Origin of the sequence: Ochrovirga pacifica (genome assembly GCF_000220525.1) — a bacterium.
Classification (GTDB): Bacteria; Bacteroidota; Bacteroidia; order Flavobacteriales; family Flavobacteriaceae; genus Ochrovirga; species Ochrovirga pacifica.
In genome coordinates, this window is the sequence record NZ_AFPK01000035.1 from 15926 (window position 1) to 41879 (window position 25954).

Annotated in this window: 18 protein-coding genes; 5 read left to right on the top strand and 13 right to left on the bottom strand. The window is 34.5% G+C overall.

Annotation, left to right across the window (positions count from 1 at the left end):
* Positions 1 to 28 precede the first annotated feature (28 nt).
* From FS85_RS0106570 to FS85_RS0106635, 13 genes are all read right to left on the bottom strand, one after another.
* A complete protein-coding gene (locus FS85_RS0106570; protein ID WP_010135326.1) occupies positions 29 to 1981 on the bottom strand; it encodes an amylo-alpha-1,6-glucosidase in 1953 nt (650 codons plus the stop codon).
* Between the two features lie 116 nt (positions 1982 to 2097).
* Positions 2098 to 4920, bottom strand: coding sequence for an excinuclease ABC subunit UvrA (gene uvrA, locus FS85_RS0106575; RefSeq protein ID WP_010135327.1), 2823 nt, complete (start codon positions 4918 to 4920; stop codon positions 2098 to 2100).
* Positions 4921 to 5005: 85 nt separating this feature from the next.
* On the bottom strand, positions 5006 to 5719 hold the full coding sequence (locus FS85_RS0106580; protein ID WP_010135328.1) for an N-formylglutamate amidohydrolase: 714 nt from the start codon (positions 5717 to 5719) through the stop codon (positions 5006 to 5008).
* On the bottom strand, positions 5716 to 6948 hold the full coding sequence (locus FS85_RS0106585) for a carboxylate-amine ligase (RefSeq protein ID WP_010135329.1): 1233 nt from the start codon (positions 6946 to 6948) through the stop codon (positions 5716 to 5718). Before FS85_RS0106585 ends, FS85_RS0106580 begins: the two co-directional genes overlap by 4 nt.
* A 1-nt stretch (position 6949) precedes the next feature.
* Complete coding sequence (locus FS85_RS0106590; protein ID WP_010135330.1) at positions 6950 to 8395, bottom strand: RimK family alpha-L-glutamate ligase; 1446 nt, start codon at positions 8393 to 8395, stop codon at positions 6950 to 6952.
* 129 nt (positions 8396 to 8524) lie between these two features.
* Entirely contained in the window at positions 8525 to 8821 is a 297-nt protein-coding gene (locus FS85_RS0106595; RefSeq protein ID WP_010135332.1) for a hypothetical protein, read from the bottom strand.
* Positions 8822 to 8938: 117 nt separating this feature from the next.
* A complete protein-coding gene (locus FS85_RS0106600; RefSeq protein ID WP_033194620.1) occupies positions 8939 to 10297 on the bottom strand; it encodes an alpha-L-fucosidase in 1359 nt (452 codons plus the stop codon).
* Between the two features lie 13 nt (positions 10298 to 10310).
* Positions 10311 to 11180 carry a LamG domain-containing protein gene (locus tag FS85_RS0106605; protein ID WP_202797927.1) on the bottom strand — a complete coding sequence of 290 codons (870 nt, stop codon included), beginning with the start codon at positions 11178 to 11180 and terminating at the stop codon, positions 10311 to 10313.
* 383 nt (positions 11181 to 11563) lie between these two features.
* A complete protein-coding gene (locus FS85_RS0106615) occupies positions 11564 to 12676 on the bottom strand; it encodes an outer membrane beta-barrel protein (protein WP_010135337.1) in 1113 nt (370 codons plus the stop codon).
* A 387-nt stretch (positions 12677 to 13063) separates the two neighbouring features.
* Positions 13064 to 14581, bottom strand: coding sequence for a sulfatase-like hydrolase/transferase (locus tag FS85_RS0106620; protein ID WP_010135338.1), 1518 nt, complete (start codon positions 14579 to 14581; stop codon positions 13064 to 13066).
* A 140-nt stretch (positions 14582 to 14721) separates the two neighbouring features.
* On the bottom strand, positions 14722 to 16377 hold the full coding sequence (locus FS85_RS0106625) for a sulfatase family protein (protein ID WP_010135339.1): 1656 nt from the start codon (positions 16375 to 16377) through the stop codon (positions 14722 to 14724).
* A 21-nt stretch (positions 16378 to 16398) separates the two neighbouring features.
* Positions 16399 to 18891 carry a beta-galactosidase GalB gene (gene galB, locus FS85_RS0106630; RefSeq protein WP_010135340.1) on the bottom strand — a complete coding sequence of 831 codons (2493 nt, stop codon included), beginning with the start codon at positions 18889 to 18891 and terminating at the stop codon, positions 16399 to 16401.
* Positions 18892 to 18963: 72 nt separating this feature from the next.
* Entirely contained in the window at positions 18964 to 20766 is a 1803-nt protein-coding gene (locus FS85_RS0106635) for an arylsulfatase (RefSeq protein WP_010135341.1), read from the bottom strand.
* A 315-nt stretch (positions 20767 to 21081) separates the two neighbouring features.
* On the opposite strand from FS85_RS0106635, the gene ccoS reads away from it, so the two are divergent.
* The 5 genes from ccoS to ccoG are packed head-to-tail and all read left to right on the top strand — an operon-like array spanning position 21082 to position 25938.
* Positions 21082 to 21273: a cbb3-type cytochrome oxidase assembly protein CcoS gene (gene ccoS, locus FS85_RS0106640; RefSeq protein WP_010135342.1), complete on the top strand. Its 192-nt coding sequence runs from the start codon at positions 21082 to 21084 to the stop codon at positions 21271 to 21273.
* 3 nt (positions 21274 to 21276) lie between these two features.
* Positions 21277 to 23448: a cytochrome-c oxidase, cbb3-type subunit I gene (ccoN, locus tag FS85_RS0106645; RefSeq protein ID WP_010135343.1), complete on the top strand. Its 2172-nt coding sequence runs from the start codon at positions 21277 to 21279 to the stop codon at positions 23446 to 23448.
* A gap of 1 nt (position 23449) precedes the next feature.
* Positions 23450 to 23614, top strand: a complete 165-nt coding sequence (locus FS85_RS0106650; RefSeq protein ID WP_010135345.1) for a hypothetical protein — start codon at positions 23450 to 23452, stop codon at positions 23612 to 23614.
* 11 nt (positions 23615 to 23625) lie between these two features.
* Positions 23626 to 24486 (top strand): cbb3-type cytochrome c oxidase N-terminal domain-containing protein, encoded by an 861-nt coding sequence (locus FS85_RS0106655; RefSeq protein WP_010135346.1) that lies wholly within the window; start codon positions 23626 to 23628, stop codon positions 24484 to 24486.
* A 24-nt stretch (positions 24487 to 24510) separates the two neighbouring features.
* Positions 24511 to 25938: a cytochrome c oxidase accessory protein CcoG gene (gene ccoG, locus FS85_RS0106660; protein WP_010135347.1), complete on the top strand. Its 1428-nt coding sequence runs from the start codon at positions 24511 to 24513 to the stop codon at positions 25936 to 25938.
* Positions 25939 to 25954 lie beyond the last annotated feature (16 nt).

A 25954-nucleotide genomic window follows, 5' to 3' on the forward strand; every position in this document is an offset into this window, starting at 1 on the left:
CGATATAATTAGTCAATATAAATAAAAATTAAGAAATTTCATAGAGCTGGTGGTCGCTGTATAGTTTTACCAATGCTGCTACCGACCATGCCTGATGAATACAGCCTCTACCTGCTAAAGGATTGTTCCCGTCAAAAATTTCGGATATGCAATACAAACCGTCTTGTTGGTAAAAATGTTCTTTAAGCGGTTGAAGGGCTTTGACGACTTTTTTCTTTGCTGCGGTAGAGTATTTTTTGGTTTTTAAGTAAGCCTCAAAATAATCCATTAAGATAAATGTCCAAACCGTTCCTTGATGATAGGCTAAGTCTCTATGCCATTGATTGCCTCCGTAAATTCCTTTAAAATCAGGATCATCAGGTGCCAATGTTCTTAATCCGTAAGGAGTTAGTAGTTTTTCCTCCACTTTCTTTACAATTTCCTTCTCTTCTTTTTGCGTTAACAAAGAAAATGGCAAGCTAACTACATAAATTTGATTGGATCTAAAACAATCATCAATTCCATTTTCTCTATCATAAACATCATTTAAATAGCCTTTATTATTTAAAAAATAGGTTTTAAAATTGGTGGTAAATTTATTTGTAGTATGTACTATTTCTCTTTTTACCTTTACTTTACAAGCTTTGGCAAATTCTTGATAAATACACAAAGCATTGTACCATAAAGCGTTAATTTCTACAGGGCAACCCATTCTGGGCGTAACTACGTGGCCGTTTACCAAGGCATCCATCCAAGTAAGTTGCACACCGTCTTCGCCACCGTATAAAAATCCTTCGGGAGTAACATGTATGTTATAACGAGTTCCTTTTAAATGCTGTACCAGTATTTTTTCTAGTGTTTTTAGATTCTTTTTAACAAAGTCTAAATCATTAAATTTTTGATGGTATTCGTACAAACTTACAAACAACCAAAGTGTAGCATCTATCGTATTATATTCTACTTCTTGATTAGAAAAATCAGGAAAACGATTTGGTAACATTCCTTTGCTGGTGTACTTTAAAAATGTTGATAACAAAGATTTTGATGTTTTTTGATCTCCAATAGCAATTGTCAGTCCTCGCATGGCAATCATGGTGTCTCTTCCCCAATCGGTAAACCAATGGTATCCTGCAATAATAGTTTTAGATTGTGTTGTAGCTCTTTTTACAATAAACTGATTTCCTGACCATAGCAAATCATTATAAAAAGTATGTTTACTAAGCTTGCTCTTTTGTTTTTTAATGAAACGTTGGTGATTGATTTCTAAATTTTCAATGTTTTTTCCAACCATTTCGGCATCAGTACTAAAGCTGATTTTTATTTTTTCTCCAGGTGCTAAAATCAGTTTTACATAGCCCAATCTGTACAAATCTTCGGTGTCGGGTTCTCCTCTATAGGTTTCTTTTCTTAGTTTAAAGTCTTTGTACCAAGCATTGGCGGGTACAAACTCTCCTTCGGACCAGTCCCAATAAGCGTGGTTTTGGTTAGGCAGGTTAACTTTTATGTAACCGTCTAATTGTTCATAGCTTAGAGGAGGGTGGTGCTCTTTGTAATTGTTATGGTAATCTTTAAACTCCCATAAGGGATGCAATTCAAGCAAGTATGCTTTTTTTCCAGTATTTTGATAGCTAATTACTGTGGTGTTGCTACCCTGAGCCATAAATAGCTGTTTTCTTAACTTCCAGTCTTCCTGACCATAGGACCAGGTTAACATGGGTTTTCTAGAAAAATTTTGCAAATACAAATGTCCTTTTGGATGGATTGTTTTTGTGTATTGATTTACAGACAAATCACAATAAGTGTTATTAATAAAGACACGTTCTTCTATTTTTCCTACAATAACTTTTCTGTCTGTTGGCGGATTGTAAGAGGCCACTAACAATCCGTGATATTTTCTAGTATTAGCTCCTGTAATACTACTAGAAGCATAGCCACCTAGGCCATTGGTTTCTATCCATTCTAGAGTTAATAGTTCATCAATTTCTTTTTCTTTCAGTTTCATAAAATTTCACAACTTTTTTAGAATTTTTAACAAATTTTTACTTGTTAAATATATCAAATCCTATACAGAGTAGTGAATGTTTTACAGGCTTTATTCAGGTAAGGCCTAGGAAAAAATTAAATCAATTCTTTCTTTAAAAAACGAGCGGTATGACTTTTTTTGTTTTTACTAATTTCTTCTGGAGTTCCCTTACATACAATGGTTCCACCACCTTTTCCTCCTTCTGGGCCAATATCTATAATATGATCGGCTAATTTAATCACATCCATATTGTGTTCTATAATTAATACAGAATTTCCCTTATCTACCAATTTCTGTATAACTTGCATTAACACACGGATGTCTTCAAAATGCAAGCCAGTAGTAGGTTCATCCAAAATATAAAAGGTGTTTCCTGTATCTCTTTTAGACAATTCTGAGGCTAACTTAATGCGTTGTGCTTCTCCTCCTGACAAGGTGGTAGACTGTTGTCCTAAGGTAATGTATCCCAAACCAACTTCCTGTATGGTTTTTATTTTTCGATAGATTTTAGGAATGTGTTCAAAAAAATCTACGGCTTCGTTAATGGTCATTTCTAATACATCAGAAATGGATTTTCCTTTGTAACGAATTTCTAAGGTTTCTCTATTAAAACGTTTTCCTTGACACGTTTCACAAGCTACGTGTACATCGGGTAAAAAGTTCATCTCAATCACACGCATTCCACCTCCTTCACATGTTTCGCATCGACCTCCTTTTACATTAAAAGAAAAACGTCCTGATTTGTAACCGCGAATCATTGATTCTGGGGTTTGTGCAAATAGTTTTCTGATTTCATCAAACGTTTTGGTATAGGTAGCAGGGTTAGAACGTGGAGTTCTACCTATGGGCGATTGGTCTATGTCAATTACTTTGTCAATATGTTCTAATCCTTTTATACTTTTGTAAGCGTGTGGTTTTTGTACACCGTTGTAAATATGCGCATTTAAAATAGGGTACAAAGTTCCGTTGATTAAAGTCGATTTTCCGCTTCCTGAAACTCCGGTTACACAAATTAGTTTTCCTAATGGGAAATGTGCAGTTACGTTTTTTAAATTATTTCCATTGGCACCTGTTAACACAAGCTCTTTTCCGTTTCCTTTTCTTCGTTCTTTGGGTAAGCGAATGGCTTTTCTACCCGTTAAATAATCAGCTGTTAGAGTACTTACTTTAGAAAATAAATCATAAGAGCCTTGGCTTACAATTTGTCCTCCGTGCACACCTGCTCCAGGTCCTATATCAATCACGTGGTCGGCACGTTCCATAATGTCTTTATCGTGTTCTACTACTAATACAGAGTTTCCTACATCTCTTAGTTGCTCTAGAGAATGAATTAATTTTTCATTATCTCTTTGATGCAAGCCAATACTTGGTTCGTCTAAAATATATAGGACTCCAACCAATTGAGAACCAATTTGGGTAGCCAAACGAATTCTTTGTGCTTCTCCTCCTGATAAGGATTTAGAAGAACGATTTAGTGTTAGATAATCCAACCCTACATCTAATAAAAACTGAATTCGGGTGTTAATTTCTTTAACAATTTCGGATCCAATAATTTGCTGTTTGTTGCTTAGTTTGTCATTTAAAGAAGAAAACCAATCAGCAAGTTCGGTAATGTCCATCGATACCAAATCTCCTATGTTGTAGCCATCAATTTTAAAGTATAAAGATTCTTTACGTAAGCGACTTCCATTGCACTCAGTACAAAGTTCATCGTTCATAAAATCTTTGGCCCAACGCTGAATACTTTTAGACTCGTTATTTTGATGTTGGTGTTCTATAAAAGATACAATTCCTTCAAAATCTATTTGATAGGTTTTGGTAACTCCCGCTACTTTTGCATTTACTTTGATGTTCTCTTTACCACCATACAAGATAATATCCAATGCTTTTTGCGGTATTTTATGGATGGGATCTTCTACAGAAAAATCAAAAGCTTGTGCAATGCTCTGTATTTGTTTAAAAATCCATGTGTTTTTTTGAGTTCCTAAAGGAACAATTCCTCCGTTTTTAATAGACAAACAATCGTCTGGAATTACTTTTTTTAAAGAAACGGTAGCTACATGACCTATTCCGTTACAGGTAGGACAAGCTCCTTTGGGCGAGTTAAAAGAAAAAGAGTTGGGCTCGGGTAGTGGGTACGAAATTCCAGAAGTAGGACACATCAACGCACGACTAAAATAACGTGGTTTGTTTTCATCAAATTTTAGGACCATTAATACACCATCTCCTGCATACATGGCTGTTTTGATGGTTTCTTCCAAGCGCTTTTCTTGTTCTTGATGAATTACCAGTCGGTCAATTACAATTTCTATATCGTGGGTTTTGTAGCGGTCTACTTTCATTCCTTTGGTAATGTCTACAATTTGACCATCGACACGTACTTTTCCAAAACCTTGCTTTCCTATTTGCTCAAACAACTCTCTATAATGCCCTTTTCTAGATTTGATTACGGGAGCTAAAATCAACGTTTTTTCTCCATCAAAATCTTTCAAAATCAACTCTTTAATTTGCTCATCTGTGTAACTTACCATTTTTTCATTGGTTTCGTACGAATAAGCATCGGCAATACGAGCATACAGCAAGCGTAAAAAATCATATATTTCAGTTACTGTTCCTACCGTAGAGCGTGGACTTTTGTTGGTGGTTTTTTGTTCAATGGCTATTACTGGCGAGAGTCCATCAATTTTATCTACATCAGGACGTTCTAAACCACCTAAAAACTGACGAGCATAAGCCGAAAAAGTTTCAATATATCGTCGCTGACCTTCTGCATAAATAGTGTCAAAAGCTAAAGACGATTTTCCACTACCGCTTAAACCCGTTATTACAACCAATTGGTCTCGTGGAATATTAACATCAATATTTTTTAAATTATGTGCTCTTGCTCCTAAAACTTCAATGTATTCGTTTGCTGCCATGTGATTTTTTACAAAGTCACGAAGTTACTATTTTTAGCATAAAATTAAAGTTCGATTCTGAGCTTTGTTCCCTTATAGATGTATTCTAAAAAAGTGAAGAAGGTTCAAAAAATTTTTGCTGTAAACTTTCTTGAATTGCTTTGAATATTACTTTTTTTAATTTAGAATCTAGCTGATTGTTACTCACGTATTTTTGATTGATTTCTAATTCTATACCAATATAATTTTTTATAAAATCTTTGCGTAATGTTTTGGTAAAGCCATCACTAACACCACGGTAAGGATAATTGTAACGAACGTTTAAAGCGGGTTTTCGTTCTAAAAGAGCTTGCTTTAAGTTTTTTGCATACCATTTTTCAATACTCCTAGAAGGATCGTATAAAATTCCTATATCGCATTGCCTAACCGCACCATTTAAAATAGGGGTAAAGGTATGTACAGACAGGTGTAAGACTACGTTATTTTGATCTAAATTACTATGAATTTGTTCTTTAATTTTACCTCTATAAATATGATAATACTGTTCTAGGATTTGTTTTTTTTCAATGACTGGTAAGTGTTTGGCATAGTCCGAAAATAAATCAGGATGGTGCAATGATCGGTTTAACTCTACCAACAAACGACTTATTTGATTGCTTTTTTGAAAAGTAGCTAGTGAACTTAAATGCAAAAATAAATCCAACGAACCTAAGTCAAAACCTTTATGAGTTTGTAAAACTTGTGGATGGTTTTGAAATAGGTATTGGTATTCTGGTGGCAGTCTATTACCTCCGTGCTCACAGGTTAAAATCAATTTCATTGACAAGGATCAAATAGTTGATTGTTGTGCAAACAGCTACTTAGCTTTTGGTAAATCTGATGCAAATTTTTACTTGTCGGATTCTTTTCAAAAGCTTTGGTAATTCTGCTTGCTAAAGTTCCGTTTTCTAATAAATATACAAGTGTCTCTTGATGCTCTGTAGCAATGTGGTGTTTAACACATTTGTACAAGTGTTTCCAAATACCACTAACTGTTGTAGTTTTTTTTAAACCAAGTTCTTGTAAATATGTTGCATTGGTGATGTTGTGCTGTTCTGCATCTAAAATACTTTGATTTAATAATGTGGCTAGCACATCAATATCCATCTCTTTTTGACTTGCCAAGCTGGTAAAAGGTTGGGTTATCAACAATTTTAAACTTTCTACAATTAACATAGCAATAGCAACATCTGCTTTTGGACATTCTTGCAAATCTAAAACTCTAATTTCTATGGCATTTCTATCAAACCTAGCAATTGCTCCTCTAGAGTTTACAAAATGAAAATCTAAAATTCCTGTAGGATCATGCGGAGCTATGGCTTTTTGGATAGGATGATAAATAACATCGTAATACGCTTGTTTACTATATACGGCCTCTGGAATTACTTTTCCTGCAATGATAGGGATTTGTTTCTGGTTGTGTTTGTATTGCTCCAATCGGCTGTCTTTATAGCCTGTTAATTGTCCGTCTAAAATAGGAGAACTAGCAGATAAGCCTGGTAAAATAGGCAATAAAATACGAATGGCAGCATGCAGTTTAGCAAATTCATCATCGTTGTAAAAAGGGAGGTTAAGGTGCATACTTTGTAAGTTGCTCCATCCATGTCCTTTACAGCCAAAAATAGTATCGTACAATTGGTAAATATCTTTGGCTCCATAAGGCCAAAGAGCAGTTTCTGTCAACGGATTCATAAAAGGATGACAGGCAGTTCCTAACAATTTGGCTTGTTGATTTTTTAGCAGTAGGTTAATTTCTAAAATATTTTGATGAAAACTATGTGCAAGTAAAGACAAGTCCTTAGCTGGCCCATTGGTTTTTAGTTCTACAACATGGGCTACCAATTCATTACTCCACGCAATGGTTCCATTATCTATATCGTCGGTTATGGTTCCGTTTTTTGCCAAGAACAAATCGGCAACAACGGGTTGTATATGTAATGATTGTTGGTTTACAACCATATATTCTAGCTCTACACCAATAACATCAAAAAGGTGATAGTTGGTTTTCATGTTATGTGAGACGTTTTTTAAATGCGTTTAATAATTGGGTGTATATCAAATCTCCGTAATAAACATCTTCTACCCCAACATCTATGTTAGGGTTATCGTTAATTTCTATAACCATGGGTTGGTTGTTAATTACTTTAATGTCTATTCCATACAAGCCTTTTTCCATTAATTTAGCGGCTTTTATGGCTAGGTTAATGACTTTTTTAGGAACTTTTTCTATAGGCAAACAATCTGATAAACCTTCTTGTTCTTTTTTCTTTTTGGCCTTCCAGTTATAGATTTGCCAGTGATCTTTAGCCATGTAATATTTGCAAGCAAAAAAAGGAACATTGTCTAAAATTCCAATTCTCCAATCATAATCAGAGGGGCAAAATTCTTGTGCAATGATTAAATCCGACTCGGATAGCATTTCATGTACCATAATATCGTATTCTTCTTTAGAAGTTGCTTTTTTTACGCCAAAAGAAAAGGTAGAATCAGGGGCTTTTAGCACACATGGAAAACCGATAGTATCTACCAAAAGTTCTTTATTCTGATGATGAACAATCATCGTTTTAGGCGTATGAATATTGGCATTTTGCATGGCCTCTGCCATGTAAACTTTGTTACAACATTTTAAAATTGCATCAGGATAGTCTACAATAGCCATCATTTCTTGCTGTGCTTTTCTTGCAAAAGTATAAGCTTCGTTGTTTACTTCGGTACTTTGTCTAATAAACAAAGCATCAAAAGAAGATAAGCGAGACAAGTCTTTAGGGTAAACTAACTCGGTATAAATGTGCATTTTCTCAGCAACATCCATTAGCTTTTTTATTGCTTTAGAGTTGCTAGGAGGTGCAGGGTCGTTTGGATTTACCAAAATAGCCAAGTCAAATTCGTACTTAGTTTGTTTAGGTTTGTCATATCTTTTTTTAGAAAAGTAATGTTCGGCAAACAATAACACACTGTCCCAATGTTCTGAAGGAATTTCTGCTTCAGAAATAGGAGCTATTTGTTGTACTTGCCATTTGTGGTTGTAAACAAAATGAACTCTCATAAAAGGAACTTGAAAGTGTTTGTAAAACAGTCCGCTAAGTTCCTTGTATTTTTGAGCCACGTTTTGACCAAAGTAGATACTCAGTACAAATTCTCTGGATTTAATGTTTTTTAAACTTTGTTGGATGATTTTATCAAATTCATCCGATACTATTTTTACAATTTTTTGCGATTTAAAATCGACTAAATTTTTAACTGTTGGTGTAACTAAATGACCGCGAGCTTCTGCAAGCAAAGAAACATAGTATCCTTTAGATTGGTAGCTATAATCTTTACAAAGATTAAAAACACGTGTGTTTTTTTGTAATGAGTAGGCAGGGTTGGTAAGGTATTCTTGAGAAGAAATAACAGCAATTGTGTCAATCGAAAAATTCCATTTTTCTGGTTGATTTACAACAATATACTTGTTCATTTAAAAGTGTTCATTCGTATTAATTTTGGTTGTAAATGTATGAGAAAAAAGAATACAAAATCAAAAAAAATAAAGGGAACTAAAAAAATATTTTAGCTCCCTTTTGTAAAATAAAGAAAAAAATAAATACTATTTTTTCCAGTATTGGTTCATTGCTTTATTTTTTTCTTTTCCAATAACGTCCTTAAATTTTTTGGCATAAGCTTGTCTTACGTCCTTCATTTTTGCTTTTTTAGCTTCTTGATCCAAATCACTTTTTCTAATTTCTTTTAATTCTGCTTGTTTTTCTTTGTTAATAGCCAACACTTTTGTTTTTTCTTCTTGTGTTAAACCAGCGTGTTCAATGGCTCCTTTAAATGTTTTCTTTTCTTGTGCGTTTACTGTGATAGCCATGAAAAAGGCAATCACCATTACTAGTTTTTTCATCATTGATGTTTTTAAAATTGGTGTATCAAAGATGTTGTTATAGGGTTATTATTGGTTGTTGATTTGTTTTTTTATAGGCTATAAATGATTTTTTAAAACTAGATAAGTGTTTGAAAGTTAATGTTTCGCAAATGTAAGTTCTACAATTTCAGGAATTCCTTTTTTTTCTAACACACGCAAACGGTATTTTCTAGCAGAAACCTCTTTAAAGGCTCCTTTTTCGTGAAAAGTACCGATGCCTCCTTCGTACAAGGTAATCCATTTATTTTTAACCAAAGCTTCTATTACGTATTTTTGAATCGTTTTTTTGTAGCCTGCATGCATTGAAAAATAGTTGAAGCTTTCTTGTTTTCCAAAGTCTAACTCTATCCAAGGAGAAGCATCATCTTTGTGTGCTTGCCAAGCCGTAAATAGGTTTAAATCTAACAAGTTTCTATTTTTTATTTCTGAGGGTATTAAATTACTAGATGTTTTTACAGCTACATTTTTATGGGGATTTTCAACCTTAGGTAATCTTTTATAAGGTTTAGATAACATTACTTTTTTACCTACTTCTTGCAGTCGTTTAACAACATTATCATCCATCAACCCCTTGTTGTTAGGAGCAGCATTTAATAAATAGTTGCTGTAGTGTTGGTTGGTATACTGCAATTCGTCAATAATTTCATCCACAGGTTTTAAATCTAGTTTTTCGTAACCTTTTTCCCAAAACCAGGTAGGTTGTAATACAGGTCCTTGCTGAGAAGGGAAAGTATTGTCATACGGAATGTGTTGTCCATGAGTAGCTTCGTAATGCACCACTTGCGTATAGGCTAAATCGGCTCTACAACTATGATTAATTACTAAGCAGTTGGGTTGAATAGAGTGAATATGATCTGCTAAAACAGCATAAGGAAGTTCTTTAAAGTCTGGCCCTTTTCCCCAACGAGATCCCCAACCATCAATTACAATACAGTTAATTTTACCGTAGTTGGTTAAGAGTTCTGTTAACTGAGCTTTTGTGAATTCAATATTTTCTTTGTTGATGTTTCCATGTTCCACTCCGTGATGTCTATCCCAAACTGAAAAGTACAAGCCAACAGCTAAACCTTCTTTTCTAAAGGCATTTACATATTCCTTAACAATATCAATGTTTTTATATTCCTCTTTAGCTGATGCAATGTCATAGTTAGATACTTTGGTATCCCATAAGCTAAATCCGTCATGGTGTTTGGTTGTAAAAACACCATATTTCATACCAGCAGCCTTTGCTGTTTTTGCCCATTGACTACAATCTAACTCCGAGGGTTGAAAGTCTTTGGGATCATGAAAAGGGTAGGCCCATTGTTCTGCATGATATGTTCCCATATTGTAATGGATAAACATACCGAATTTTAGATTCAAAAAATTACGAACATTGTCTGTGTTTTCTTGTGCGTAAAATGAATGAATTGTAAGTATCAGAAAATTGAAAAGGATGGTATTTATTTTTTTCATATTGCTAATATAACTATTTCAATTTCCAAGTTCTAATCCAATCGTATTGAGTGGTTCTTTGTTCCCAAGTTCCACTTTCTACCAATCCTCCATCATCTGGTAACGGATTCCAGTCGTATGTTTCTATAGCCATTTGTAAAAAAGCAGGCATGTCCCATTCTACAGTTGGGTTTAGCGTGTATTTGTATTCACCATCTAAAAAACATAAAATTTCTGTAGGGCTTTTCCACCATGCTCCATATACATAAAAACGTTCGTGGTTTTTTGTTGGAGTATAGACCATTTTTTGATCTCTTTCACTTTCTGGATGACAGTTGGTTTTTCTATGTATGGCGTTAGAGTGAAAAATTTGATCCCATTTTTTGGCCCATGTATGTGTTTTTTCTGTCAATCTACCTACACACTCTTGTATGTCTAGTTCTTCTTTTTTTTCACAATCGTATTTGGTCATTAACCAAAAAGTAGAAGACATGACTGTTGCGTTTGCTTTCATTCTGGTTTCAAAATACCAACCTACTTTACCTGCGTGTAAAGAACGTACAATGGCTCCTTGATGGGTAAATGTTTTGCCTTTTTTTGTTATAGGTTTGTCTAATTTACTAACGGTTACATTCATTTTTCCGTCTTTAATAACAACATTTTCTGCTCTAAAAAGTCCTGGTGCACGTCCGTCCCACATCCATCCGTTTCCTATAGGATTGTCCTGCCATTTTTTTGAATCAAGTTTATTGCCTTTAAATTCATCAGACATATTTTTTACTTGTACCCATTTTTTTTCTAAAGGTTTAGGGTCTTGACCTTTTAAAAAATAGGGAGTGCTTTGTGCAGTACTTGTAGTAATGCACCCAAGACAAAGTGCCATAGCGGAGATTATTATTTTCATTTTAATTTTATAAAAGTTACCTAGCTAAATTAAAAATGAAGTAGGGTGTTTAGGAATAATAAGCAACTATACCCTAATACAAATGATGAATGTTGTGTTATTGTACCGTTTTTTAAGTTTTTTTAAAAACCAAAATGGAAGTGTGTTTTGTTCTTCTGTAAAGAATGTTAAGTTTACAAGCATAAATCCTAAATTTATTTTACTTGTATGTTACAGTATAAATTGTAATTGCCTTATCTTTTTCTAAAAAAACAGAGACTGCTTGTATATGTAGCTAATATCATTAAAAGACAAAATAGAACTCAATTTTGTGAAATAATGATAGTGCATATTGAAGTTGTAAGTCAGAGTTGTGGTTTTTTGTTTAAAAAATCAACTAAAGACTATAAAAAGATATAACCTAGGCCAAATAAAAACGGATGTAAGCCCGCTTCGTTTCTTTTTTCAATTTTAAGATAAATACCATTTTTTATATTTGATTCTATACCATAACCAAATAAAAAGTTAAAACCGTAACTTTTCTGAAAACCATTATGTATTTGACTAATCCCACTTTTGTCTTTTATACTAACCATACTAAAATTATATCCAACAAAAGCATAGGGCCTAATTAGTTTGGTATTAAAAAAGTTGTATTGAAATTGCATTGGAATTGAAAACATTTTGGTTATTAATTCGTCTTCTAAAGGTTTACCGTACCAGTTATAGCTTGTAGTTTTTTTATTTTGATGGTAATATGCAAGTCCTAAATTTAAAGAGATGTTTCTGTTAATATCAGGATAATAAATTCTTAGAAAAGCTTGTCCATATACTTCAGTTAAATCAGAAACAATTCCAAGTCCAGTTCCTGCATTTACAATCCATTGATAGATGTTTTTTTCTTTAGTTTCTACTGTTACTGTTTCAAAACCCAGTATGCTATTGTGTTTTTTAATAAGTCTTGCTATCGATTTTTCAGAAAAACTTAGGTTCTCTATTTCTTTTTTTAATTTTCCCTTAAAAGCTAAATGCAAAATACCTTTGAATTGATATCTTGTTACTTGAAGATCTCCATGCATTAGTCTATCTTTCTGCAATGCAAATGTTTCTTTTTGTGGGTTTTCAAGAATAAAGATGGCTCTTTTATTATAAAAACTTTTATACAAAGACATTCCGTCTTTACTTTTTATAAGTTGACTTGCAAAAAGAGAAGTAGTTTCAGAATTATTATTAATTTTTAAATCTTTAAACAAGCTAAAATATTTGCCTTTGTTAGTTGTAAAAGAATTGATTCCTGAGCTAGTATCGTAGGTAGTACATTTTGTGTCAAGAGTACTTTTTTTAAAACAAAATCCTTTTGTAAGGTTCGGTAATTCTTCGGACCTGATAAATCCTTTTACAATTGTACCGTCTTTTTTATAAAGAGTAGCTTTTTCGTAAGTTTCTTTTAATTGGGCGGTTCCATATTTTGTTGATAAACCTAAAAAAAGGAGTACAAGTATTTTTGTAATTTTCATAGTTCATAGAATTTTTAGAGCAAATTTTTTAATGAGTATTTTTTATTGATTGTCCAATAGTAAATTGCTATAATCATTCTCCTTATATTCAAAACAAAGAATTATGAAATTATAGAGTATCATACATAAATAAACTATTTATAGAATAAATATTGTTTATAATTTGTGAAAAATACAGAACAAAAGCATAAAAATCACCGAGGCCAAATATAATAGAATCTAAATGAAATATATAAGTTACGAATGTTAAAAAAGTTTTATAATCAATTAAACAAAACTTTTGTTCTATAAGTCTTACATGGCAAAGTATGCCTATAGTATTTTATACTAAAAAAGGCTACCAAAAGTATTAGGTAGCCTTTAAAAAATAGATTTGTTAAAATAAGATTACAATTGTGTGTAAAGTTTAGAAATATCCAACGGATCGTTCATGTCTTTTTGCAACTGTAATAAGTCTTGATATAGAGATTTTACTCGCTGTTTTTGTTCTTCTTGACCAGATAAATTATGCATTTCTTCGGGGTCATTTTTTAAATCGAATAACAAAACTTTGGGAACTTCAGGATACACGATTAATTTGTATCCGTTTTTTCTTATGGCTCGCTGTACATTTAAATAGGCTCCATATATTTCTGGATAAAAACTTTCCGTTTTAGTTCCCTTGGCAATGTCTAAAAAACTGTTAAAATCAACATAGTTTGGCTTAACAATTCCTCCAAGTTCTAGCGTAGTTGCCATAGCATCTTGTAAGTAGACATCGGTAGCTACTTGTTTGTTTTTAGGAATGTCTGGACCTACAATTACCATTGGGGGTCTTAAACTGTGGTCAAATAAGTTCTGTTTTCCTAACAAACCATGTCGTCCCATAGCCAAACCATGGTCGGCCGTAAAAATAATATAGGTATTGTCCATTTTTCCTGATTTTTCCAAGGCTTCTAATATCATTCCAATTTGAGCATCGGCATGAGTAATACTTGCATAATACTCTTTGATATGAGTTTTAACAGCAAATTCAGTCCTAGGAAAAGGTGCCAAAGCTTCGTCTCTTAAATTATTTCCATTTCCAATAGATTTTCGATATGGATATTCAGGTAAAAAACTTTCTGGAACTTGTATTTCATGTACATTATACAAGTCTTGGTATTCTTGTGGTGCTTGTCTTGGGTCGTGTGGAGCGTTGAAAGCCAGATACATAAAAAATGGTTTGTCAGAGGTTTTTGCATGATTGATAAATTGCAAAGCATCATCTTTAACCACTTCGCTCCAATGTTTTCCGCCTTCCCAAAATCCACCGAATTGTTTGTCTGCAGGATTCCAAGAATGGTCGTTTTCATCTTTAGGGCGGTTGTATCCAACAGGCATTAAATCATCTGGGTTGGCGTTTTTAATGTTTTTGATAGAGTCAAATTTGGCCACCATTTTAAAATGGTCCCATGCATCCTTAGGCATTCCACCTCTTACATGTGCAGTATGATTAAACACTTTTTCTGCTCCAATATGTACATGCCATTTTCCAGTCATATAGGTTTCGTATCCGCCAGATTGCATAAGTTTGGACCAAATCTTTTCATCATTTCCTTGTTTTTTGTAGGCAAAGTTTTTAGCATTCCAAACAAATCTACCTGTATTCATCATAGCTCTAGAAGCCAAACAAACAGCCCCAGACCAAGATCCCATGTTATAGGTGTGGGTAAGGGTAGTACCGTTGTTTACTAACTTGTCCATATTTGGGGTGATAATTTGTTGATTCCCCAAAGCATGTATAGAACTATAGGTTTGATCGTCTGTAAAAATAAAAACGATATTGGGTTTTGTTGTTTTGTTTACTTTTTGGCTTTTTTTAGCTCCACAGCTAGCCACAGTCAAAGAAAATCCTAATAGGAAGATCCAATTTAATGATTTCATAAATAATTTTTCTATGTTATTTCTTAAGCTCAAAAATAAAAACACTTTTAAGGATTGTCCAATACAAATGATTTAGAAACAAATACAAATGTTTTTTGAACAATCTTTAAAAATGTTTTGTAAAGAGCGGATGTGCTCAGTTAATGTCCTCCTTTAGGGTGACTGTCATTGGTATAGCGATATACTTGTGGTTTTCCAGTCCCTCTTGCATTTTTAATTTCTTTTTCCCAAACAGCTTTCAATTCGTTTAATACTGTTGTATGTTTTTTTGAGTTAATTAGATTGTGCAATTCATTCGGATCGTTTTTTAGATCGTACAATTCTTCGTACACGGGTTGTTCTCCTTCTAAAGAAGAATCAGAAAGATGTCGGTAATAAGCTATATCTGGATCGTGTACAGCATACAACATTTTGTTGATAAGCATGCCAATCAGTTTTGCTGATTTGATTTCTTGCGTAGCAGAACGAGTAGTGTTTTTGTAATAACGAATGTATTTCCACTCTTGATTTTGTACAGCTTCACATTTAGGATTTCCAAAATGCGTAGACCATAAGTTTTCCGTAAATACATGGGTTCTTACAGAGGCTTTAGGGTTGGTTAACAAAGGCAAAAGGTTTTTTCCTTGAAATTCTTTCGGCTTCACTACACCACCAATTGCCAACATAGTGGCAGCCACGTCTATAGACTGAACTAAGGCATCGTTTTTTTGTCCTCTATATTTTCTTTTCAGTTTAGGACTGTAAACAATCATAGGCACATGTGTGGTTTTTTCGTAGCACAAAGCTTTTCCTCCTAAACCTTGTTCTCCCATAAACAATCCGTGATCTGAGGTGAAAATGATATAGGTGTTTTTGTCCAATTTCAATTCTTTCAGTTTGGCTCTTAAATTTCCTACCATCCTATCAATCCCTGTCATGGCTTGGTATTGTCGTATAATTCGTTCTCTTACATCTTTTGGATTGTCTACATAATTGTATCCTGTTTGACGGTCTTTGGCTCTTAGCAAATCTGCAGGAAGTTTTGGGGCTTTAATATCTTTTTTTGCGATGTAATTGTTAGGCAGGGGAATATCCAAATCACGATACATGGTTCTGTAAATTTCGTCGTCCGTTTTTCTCAATTTCATCGAACTGGTTCCTGCTCCGTGTGGTAAATTAAAATTAATAGACAGTAAAAAAGGTCTGTCTTTAGGTCTAACTTCTAAAAATTTAACGGCTCCTTTTAACTTCCTAGCGTTCGGATCTAAAAAGTCATCGGCTGCTTCGTTAATTATTTCGGGTTGGGTATGAGCAATGGCATCGTTGAATATTTTGTGTACTTCTTTTGGATAAAAACGAATGTGTCCATGACCTGCATACCAATAGTCAAAACTTTTTTCCATGACTCCGCTAGTGTAACCCCCTTTTCCTACAGGGGCATGGTTTTTTCCAATCCACCCTGTATAGTAACCTGCATCTCTCATTACCATAGGATATGATTTGCTCCAAGCTTGGTCGCTTACAGAAGTCCCAGAATTAAAGTTAACTCCGTGTTTTCGTTCGTACTGGCTTAAAAGAATAGATATTCTGCTGGGTGTACAAATAGCGCTTGTTACATGTGCATTGGTAAACAATACACCATCTTTGGCCAATTGATCTAAGTTTGGGGTTTGTACAATTTCGTTTCCAGTACACCCCATCATTCCGTAAGATTGATCGTCTGTTAAGACAAAAATAATGTTGGGCTTTTCTTGTGCTTGCATTGTATTTAGAATAAAATAACACAACAAGGCAAGGCACTGAATGGCTTTTTTCATATGAATATTTCTTTTTATTGATTAATTAGTTTTGATAGCTAAGCTTTTACTTTCCAAACCATTGGATTTGGCTGTGATTTTTATTTCTCCTGCTTTTTCTGTTGATTTGATGACTAACAAACACTTACCGTTAAAAGCTTTTCGTTTCATTGCTTGAAAAGAAGCCAAAGAAGTTTGATCTCCATTTCCTACAGCAGCTAGAGTACCTACACCTTCAATTTCAAACTGAACCAAATTGTTGGCTAACGGACATTCGTTACCGTCTTTGTCTTGAATCTGTATAGTGATAAACGATAAATCTTTTCCATCGGCTTGAATTTGAGTACGGTCTGCAGTCAAACTAATTTTAGAAGGTGCAGAGGCCGTTTTAACAATTTTTTCGGCAACTTGTTTTCCTTTTTTATAAGCAATTACTTTTAGTTCTCCTGGTTGATAAGGTACATTCCACTGCAATCTGTATTGTGTTTTGTACATGCCTTTATCAAAACCATGGTATTCAGAAGGGATTTCCATCAAATCTTTTCCTTTTACTTTTTTTCCATAAGAAGTTCCGTTAACAAGTAATTCAACTTCATCAGCATTGGTATAGGCTACTACCGGAATTTTTTTTCCTTCCATTCCTTTCCAGTTCCAATGAGGTAGTACATGCACCATGGGTTTTGTGGTCCATTGACTTTGGTACAAATAATAACGATCTTTAGGAAAACCACACAAATCAACAGGGGCAAAATAGGAGGAACGAGAAGGCCAATCGTCATTCCAATATCCGTTGGTAGAATTGTCTCTACCCCCGTAAGGTGTAGGTTCACCTAAATAATCAAATCCAGTCCAAATAAACTCACCCAAAGCACGTGGTTCTTTCGCTAAAGCATCAAACTCTACATCTGGAGCATAAGCCCAAGGTGGTCCTACAATTACATCGTAGCTAGATACGTGATTGGTTTCGTGTTGTTGGTGGTAATCAATAGGTAAATGATAGACCCCACGACTGCTGGTCATCGATGAGGTTTCTGATCCGTATACAATCAATTCAGGATGATCTTTTAAGATGTTACCATATTCTTCTGGCCAGTAATTCATTCCAACAATATCAACATATTTGTATAAATTGTTTTTAAATGGAGCAGGAAAGTAGTTAAATCCAACTGTTGTAGGACGTGTAGGATCTTCATCGTGACAAATATCGTTTAACAATTTGGCAGTTTTCCAACCATCTTTTTTAGATTGCTCCAAAATCTCATTTCCAATACTCCACATAATTACCGACGGATGATTGCGGTCTCTTTTAATCATATCGCGTAAATCTTTTTCATGCCATTTGTCAAAATATTGATGGTATCCATTTTCAACTTTTCCAAGTCGCCATTCATCAAACGCTTCTACAATTACTACAATTCCCAATTCATCACAAATTTGTAAAATTTCTGGAGAAGGAGGGTTGTGACTAGTTCTTAAGGCATTTACTCCCATACTTTTCATAATTTCTAACTGACGTTGTTTGGCTCTAAAGTTAATGGCAGCACCTAAAGGACCTTGATCGTGATGCATACAAACTCCTTGAAATTTAACCTGATTTCCGTTCAAACGAAAGCCTTTGTCTTTATGGAACTCAATGTTTCTAACACCAAAAGTAGTATGATAGGTATCTTTAATTTTTTGATTGACAATAATACTGCTTTCTGCCTCATACAATGTTGGGTGCTCCAAATCCCACAAACTAGGATTGTTTAGGTTGACTTGGGTTGTAATTTTGGTCAAAGCCTTTGAATTTAATGTAATGTCTTTATTTTCTTGGTATACAGTTTCACCATTATGGTTTTTAATAACTGTTTTTAAGAGAGCGCTGGTGTTTTTGTCCAGCGTGTTCATCACCTTAGTCTCTATATTTACTGTAGCTTTTTGTTGACTTATTTCGGGGGTGGTAATATAAGTTCCGTATTGAGGAATGTGTATGTTTTCGTTAATTTTTAAACGTACATTTCTGTATATTCCTGCTCCTGGATACCATCTAGCAGCCAAATCTTTAGGGTGTAGTTGTACTGCAATTATATTTTCTTTATCAAAATGTACATAAGGGGTAATGTTAAACTCAAAACCGATATAACCATATGGTCGTTCACCTACATAATTTCCATTTACCCATACTTTAGCGTTGCTCATCGCTCCATCAAACTCTATAGAAATAATTTTATTTTGATACGCTTTATCGATGGTAAAATGTTTTCTGTACCAAGCTTCACCAGTAACTGGCAAACCTCCTGTTCTTGCGTTATGTTCATTGCTAAATGGGCCTTCAATAGCCCAGTCATGGGGCAAATTTAAACTACGCCAGTAACGATCGTCTAAGTCTGTTTTTTCACCCTGTAGAGTATCTCTTACAAACAACCATCCTTTGTTAAAGTCCATATCGGCTACCGATTGGTTTTCTAAAGAACTACTGCTACAAGCGTTAAGAAAAAGGTGCAGAAAGCACATCCAAGCAATGGCGAGGATTTTTTGTGGAGCTAAGTTCATCTCTTTGTTGAAGTTTTAAAAACTTTGCCATACAAAAGGGATGCATAGCAAAGTTAGGTTTTGGTTTATAGTTTATTTTTTGATGTAAACGTAGTAAGCTACATTGGTTTCCCCTTTGTCATCAATAAAATTAGCGTTGAATTGCGTTCTGCCTTTAGGAAGTTGTACTTTAAAAGTAGCGGCTTTAGCATTATCTTTAATAGGGATGGTAATAACTTTGTTGTCTCCCCATTGAATTTGTGCTTTTTGGTAGTGTAAGTTTTTCCCCATAGGAATTTCATTGTCTAAACCAGGTACTTCTGCTTTGGTAATTGCTGGTACTTCTTGGTTGATTAAATAGTTGGACTCTACAGGATATCTGTGTAAAGAAATGGTGTATTCTGCTGCTTCGGTTACATCAATACTCCAGTGACCAATACCTTTTACTCCGTTTCGGATATAGATTTGATTCCATGGATACTTACCAGATGTTGCATGGATGTCATGAGCGGTTAGTGTTACAGGATTTTCTTCTTTTAATCCTACTTTGATATACACTTCTTCATCAAATTTTACAGAAACACGCTTCCACCATTGGTTGTAAAAGTCTTTCATTTTTGCAACTTGCTCAGGGTGTTGCTCTGCTACATTGTTTTTTTGACCTTTGTCGTTTTCTATATTATACAATTCTTTTCCGTTTACCAGTCTCCATTTGTTTTGCATTACCGAAGATTTTCTCCACTTTTCAGGATGTTGTATTCTTTGTGAATCGGTTACCAACATACGATCCCAAGAAGTAGCTGGGTTTTTAAAAAGAGGTACCAAGCTTTTCCCTGCTAAAGGCAAGTGGTTTTTAGGAAGTGGAATGTTACACAATTCTGACAAAGTAGGTAAAATGTCTAAGTTTGCAGTCATTTCGTTGATATCTGCACCCCCAGTTAGTTTTCCGTTTTTCCAGTGAATAAAAAAAGGAACTCTATGTCCACCTTCGTATTCACTTCCTTTATGACCTCTCATTCCAGCATTGTAACCTAGCTCTTTTCCTTTTTTAAAAGCATGACCTGCCGAAGTTCCGTTGTCGGTCATAAAAATTAGAATGGTATTGTCTGTAATTTTTAACTCTTCTAAAACTTGTCTAAGTTTTCCAAAATTGTCATCAATATTGCTAATCATTCCAAAAAAACGTTTTTGATGTTCGGTTAACTCCTCATCCTTGTACTTATTGTAATACTCCAAAGGTACATTGTAGGGTCCGTGTGGTGCGTTAGGAGCTAAATAACAAAAAAAAGGTTGGTCTTTGTTTTCTTTGATGAATTGAATGGTCTCATCAAAAAAGACATCGGTACAATATCCTTGGTACTTAGTAGGTACTCCATTTTTAAAATAAGTATCGTTAAAATAAGTGTTTCCCCAGTAGTCTGGAGTTTGTCCTACACCACCACCACCATGCATTACGGTATGTTGAAAGCCTCTGTTTTCTGGTTTAAAATCATGATTGTCTCCCAAATGCCATTTACCAAAGCCACCAGTAACATATCCGTTTTCGCTAAACATATCGGCTAGGGTTTTTTCTTCTTCTCTAAGCAAGGACCATCCTCCTACAGTGTGCCAAACTCCCACTTCGTTTGCGTACCTTCCAGTCATTAATCCCGAACGGGTAGGAGCACAAGTAGGCCCAACATGAAAGTCTGTTAAACGGTAACTATCGTTATGAAATTGATCGATATTAGGAGTTTGAATGACTTTGTTACCCAAAGCTCCAACATCTCCATACCCTTGATCGTCGGTAATGACTAAAATGACATTGGGTTTTTTAGAGTTTTTGTTGTTGTCGTTGGCATTGCCACAAGCAACAGTCAACAGTACAAATGCTAGAAAGTATAATGACTTTTTCATGTATGTTATTACGTTATTAAATCTACGTAAAAGTCATAAAAATATATCAAGGAAAAAACTACATATGATTTTATGCTTGTAACATATGATTCAGTTTAAAGAACACATGTCTTTAAGCGTATGCAAGATGTCGCTCTAACACTTTGATAAAGAATGAACAATAAAAGGCTATAGAGATTTTAGATATCTATGATTACTAGACAAACCTACTTATTTTGTAGACAGCACAAATTATTAAAGGCAATTTTTAAACTATGATAATCGTCATTTTTTGACTTTGTACTTCCCTTTACTTTTGTCTCAAACAACAATAGTATGGGGGTTATTTATATTCTAATTTTTGTGAGTCTTTTTGTAGCTCTTATTTTTTTAGCGGTCTTTTTTTGGGCGGTAAAAAAAGGACAGTTTGAAGATGATGAAACTCCTGCCATGCGAATTTTATTCACTGAAAAAATGAATAAAACATCTATTGTAACAAAAACTAATACACAATTATTGAAACATTAATTTATGGAAAAACAACAATTTTATTACGACAATAAGATCGTAAAGAAATTTATGTACGCAACAATGTTCTGGGGGATTATAGGAATGACCGTAGGACTATTGTTAGCTTTTATGTTTATGTTTCCAGAACTCACTAAAGGAATTTCTTGGTTAAGTTTTGGACGTTTAAGACCCTTACATACCAATGCAGTAATTTTTGCTTTTGTTGGAAATGCCATTTATGCAGGAGTCTATTATTCTATGCAACGTTTGCTAAAGGCTAGAATGTTTAGTGATGTGTTGAGTAAAATAAATTTCTGGGGCTGGCAAGCCATTATTGTAGCTGCAGCTATTACATTGCCTTTGGGAATTACTACTAGCAAAGAGTATGCAGAGCTAGAATGGCCTATAGACATAGCTATTGCTTTGGTATGGGTAGTATTTGGTATAAACATGATTGGAACTATTTTAAAACGTAGAGAACGTCATTTGTATGTAGCTATTTGGTTTTATTTAGGAACTTTTGTAACCGTAGCAGTATTGCATATTTTTAATAGTTTAGAACTGCCTATATCTTTTACTAAAAGCTATTCGGTGTATGCAGGTGTACAAGATGCCTTGGTGCAATGGTGGTATGGACACAATGCAGTAGCTTTTTTCTTAACCACACCTTTTTTAGGATTAATGTACTATTTTGTGCCCAAGGCTGCTAACCGACCAGTGTATTCTTATCGTTTGTCTATTGTACACTTTTGGTCATTGATTTTTATTTATATCTGGGCAGGGCCTCATCACTTATTGTACACTGCATTACCAGATTGGGCTCAGAATTTAGGAGTTGCTTTTTCTGTTATGTTGATAGCACCATCATGGGGGGGGATGATTAATGGATTGTTAACACTTAGAGGAGCTTGGGACAAAGTAAGAACCGACCCCGTTTTAAAATTTATGGTAGTAGCCATTACAGGATATGGTATGGCAACGTTTGAAGGCCCTATGTTGTCGTTAAAAAGCATTAATGCTATTGCCCATTTTTCAGATTGGATTATAGCTCACGTCCACGTAGGTGCTTTGGCATGGAACGGATTCTTGACTTTTGGAATGATTTACTGGTTGGTTCCTGTCTTGTTCAAAACAAAATTACATTCTGTAAAACTAGCCAATACGCACTTTTGGTTAGGAACTCTAGGGATTTTATTGTACGCATTTCCAATGTATGTAGCAGGGTTTACTCAGGCTTCTATGTGGAAACAGTTTAATCCTGATGGAACATTGGTTTACGGAAACTTTTTAGAAACTGTAACACAAATCATTCCCATGTATTGGATGCGTGCTATAGGTGGTACATTGTACATTTCTGGAGCTATTGTGATGTTGTTTAACATTGGTGCAACAGTTAAAAAAGGAAGTGCTGTTGAAGATGATTTGGCCGAAGCAGCTCCTTTGCAACGTATCAAAAAAGGAAGAATGTTAGGAGAAACTTGGCATCAACATTTAGAACGCAAACCTGTACAATTAACCATTTTTGCAACCATTGCTATATTGATAGGGGGAGTTGTACAAATAGTTCCTACGTTAATGGTAGAGTCTAACATACCGACCATTAGTAGTGTAAAACCCTATACACCTTTAGAGTTAGAAGGACGTGATTTGTATATTAGAGAAGGATGTGTAAGTTGTCACTCACAAATGGTTCGTCCGTTTCGATCGGAAGTAGAGCGTTACGGAGAGTATTCTAAAGCAGGAGAATTTGTATACGATCATCCTTTTTTATGGGGGTCTAAAAGAACAGGTCCCGATTTGCATCGCGTAGGAATGAAATACAACGATAGTTGGCACTTTAACCACATGCTAGATCCACAAAGTACTTCTCCTGGTTCTATTATGCCCCCTTATCCTTGGTTGCTAAAAAATCAATTAGACAAGAGTCAGACTGAAGATAAAATGCATGGAATGATAGCTTTAGGAGTACCGTATACAGAATACGAAATAGATCGTGCACAAGAGAGTATGAAAGTACAAGCACTTCAGATAGCCGAAAATCTAAAACAAGATCCTTCGTTTGTAGATAGTTATTTAACAGCACAAGCTGCAGCCAAAGCAAAAGGAGAGTTGTTTGTACCTATAGAAGAAAGAGAAATTGTAGCGTTAATTGCCTACTTACAAAGATTAGGAACCGATATAAAAACTCACTAAGATGCTAAAATTTATCAAAAACCATATGGTAACCATTGATGGAATTTCTATTTATCCCATCGTATCACTGTCTATTTTCTTTGTGTTTTTTGCCTTGTTGTTTTTCTGGGTATACAAAGCCAAAAAGGATTATCTAAACAAAGTAAGCAACTTACCATTTGAATAAACTAAGAAATTATGAAACAAAATAATAAACAAATAGTGGCCTTTGTTGTACTAAGCATTCTTGTAGGAATCTTGCTAGAACTTGCCTTTCCATCAGGCAATGGATACAAAGCTTTGTTATCGTTAAAAATTACCTTGTATTTGCTGTTGATGGGAGTTTTTTTCAGCATTCGATTTGTAGTGGCAAAAATGAATAATTTGTATTTGTCTTTGTCCTCGGAAGAAGAAAAAAAAGCGTATCACCAAAAGAAAGAAGCTAGTAAAATTGATTGGTCAGACTGGAAGTCTATTTCTCGTGCTTTGACCAAAGCAAAACCCATAGAAGAGGAAGGAGACATTGCTATGGATCACGATTTTGACGGAATTAGAGAGTTGGACAACAATTTGCCACCATGGTGGTTGTATGGATTTTACTTTACCATTGCTTTTGCTGTTATTTACATGGTTAAATATCATGTCTTTGATGGTAAAAATCAACAAGAAGAATACTTAACAGAGGTTCGTATTGCGAAAGCAGAGATTGCAGCATATCAAGCCACTCAAAAAAAAGTTGATTTAACAGCTTTGGCTACAGGAGATAATGCTGAAGGGAAAAAGTTGTTTAAAAAGAATTGTGCCGTTTGTCATGCCGTTGATGGAGGAGGGAAAATAGGACCCAACTTAACAGATGCCTACTGGATTTTAGGAGGAGGAATTGAAAATGTTTACAAAACCATTGCCGAAGGAGGAAGACCAGGAAAGGGAATGGTAGCATGGAAAAACAGTTTCAACCCTCAAAAGCTACAACAATTGGCAGCGTATGTTATTAGTTTGCAAGGAACCAACCCCAAAGCTCCTAAAGAACCACAAGGGGAATTGCATAAAGAAAATTAAACGTATATAAGTAGTTGTTTTTGTATGGATGCAGATAACAAACAAGTTTTTAGAGATTCTATTGCTACAATAGATCAAGAAGGAAAACGCTCGTGGATTTATCCTAAAAAACCAAAGGGGAGGTTTTATAGGTATAGAACTTGGGTAAGTGTTGTGTTGTTGATTTTTTTGTTATCTGCTCCTTTTATTAAGGTAGATGGAAACCAACTCTTTTTAATCAACGTTATAGAACGTAAGTTTCATGTATTTGGTTTTCCTTTTTGGCCTCAAGACTTTTATCTTTTGGTAATTTCTATGCTTATAGGAGTTGTATTTATAACCTTATTTACGGTTATTTATGGGCGTGTATTTTGCGGATGGATTTGTCCACAAACTATTTTTTTAGAAATGGTTTTCCGAAAAATAGATTATTGGATTGAAGGTGATCGTGGGTCACAAAAAAGATTGGCTAAGCAAGACTGGAATGCAGAGAAAATAAGAAAAAGACTGGTAAAGCACATTTTGTATTTGTTGATTTCTTTTGTGATATCCAATGTGTTTTTGGCCTATGTTATTGGAAGTGATTCGCTACTTAGAATTGTACAAGAGCCTATTTCTAAAAACTTTGGAGGTTTTGTAAGTATCTGGATTTTTACTGGGGTGTTTTATTTTGTATTTTCTTGGTTTAGAGAACAAGTGTGTATTATTGCTTGTCCGTATGGACGTTTGCAGGGAGTTTTGTTAGATCAAAAGTCGATTGTTGTTGCTTACGATTATCTGCGAGGGGAAGGAGAGAAAGGAAGGGCTAAGTTTAGAAAAAACGAAGATAGAGCCGAAAAAGGCAAAGGAGCTTGTATTGATTGTGATCAGTGTGTTGAGGTATGCCCCACGGGAATTGATATTAGAAATGGTACACAGTTAGAGTGTGTAAATTGTACTGCCTGTATGGATGCTTGCGATTTTATGATGGAAAAAACTAAGCAACCAAAAGGGTTGATCCGTTATGCATCTGAAGAGAATATTGCACAAAACAAACCATCTAAGTTTACTTTAAGAATGAAAGCCTACACTGCAATTTTATCCGTTTTGGTAATTGTTCTTTTCGGTTTACTAACCGTAAGAAGTGCTGTACAGGCCAATTTTTTTAGAGTGCCAGGGGAGCTGTATCAAGTAAAAGAAAACCATAACATAAGCAATATATATACCTACAAGCTTGTAAATAAGACCAACAAAGAAGCCGATTCTCTTTATTTTAAATTGCTATCTCATCCTGGTGGAGTGATTCAATGGGTAGGCACATCGCATATTCATTTGGCTTCTCAAGCTATTTTTGAAGGAACTGTGTTTATAGAAATTCCAACAAAAGATTTAGAAGATAGTAAAGAAACTATAGAGATAGGTGTTTTTTCTAAGGAAGGAACCCAAATAACAAACACCAAAACCAACTTTTTAAGTCCCAACAACAATTGGTAATACTTTTACTTATGTT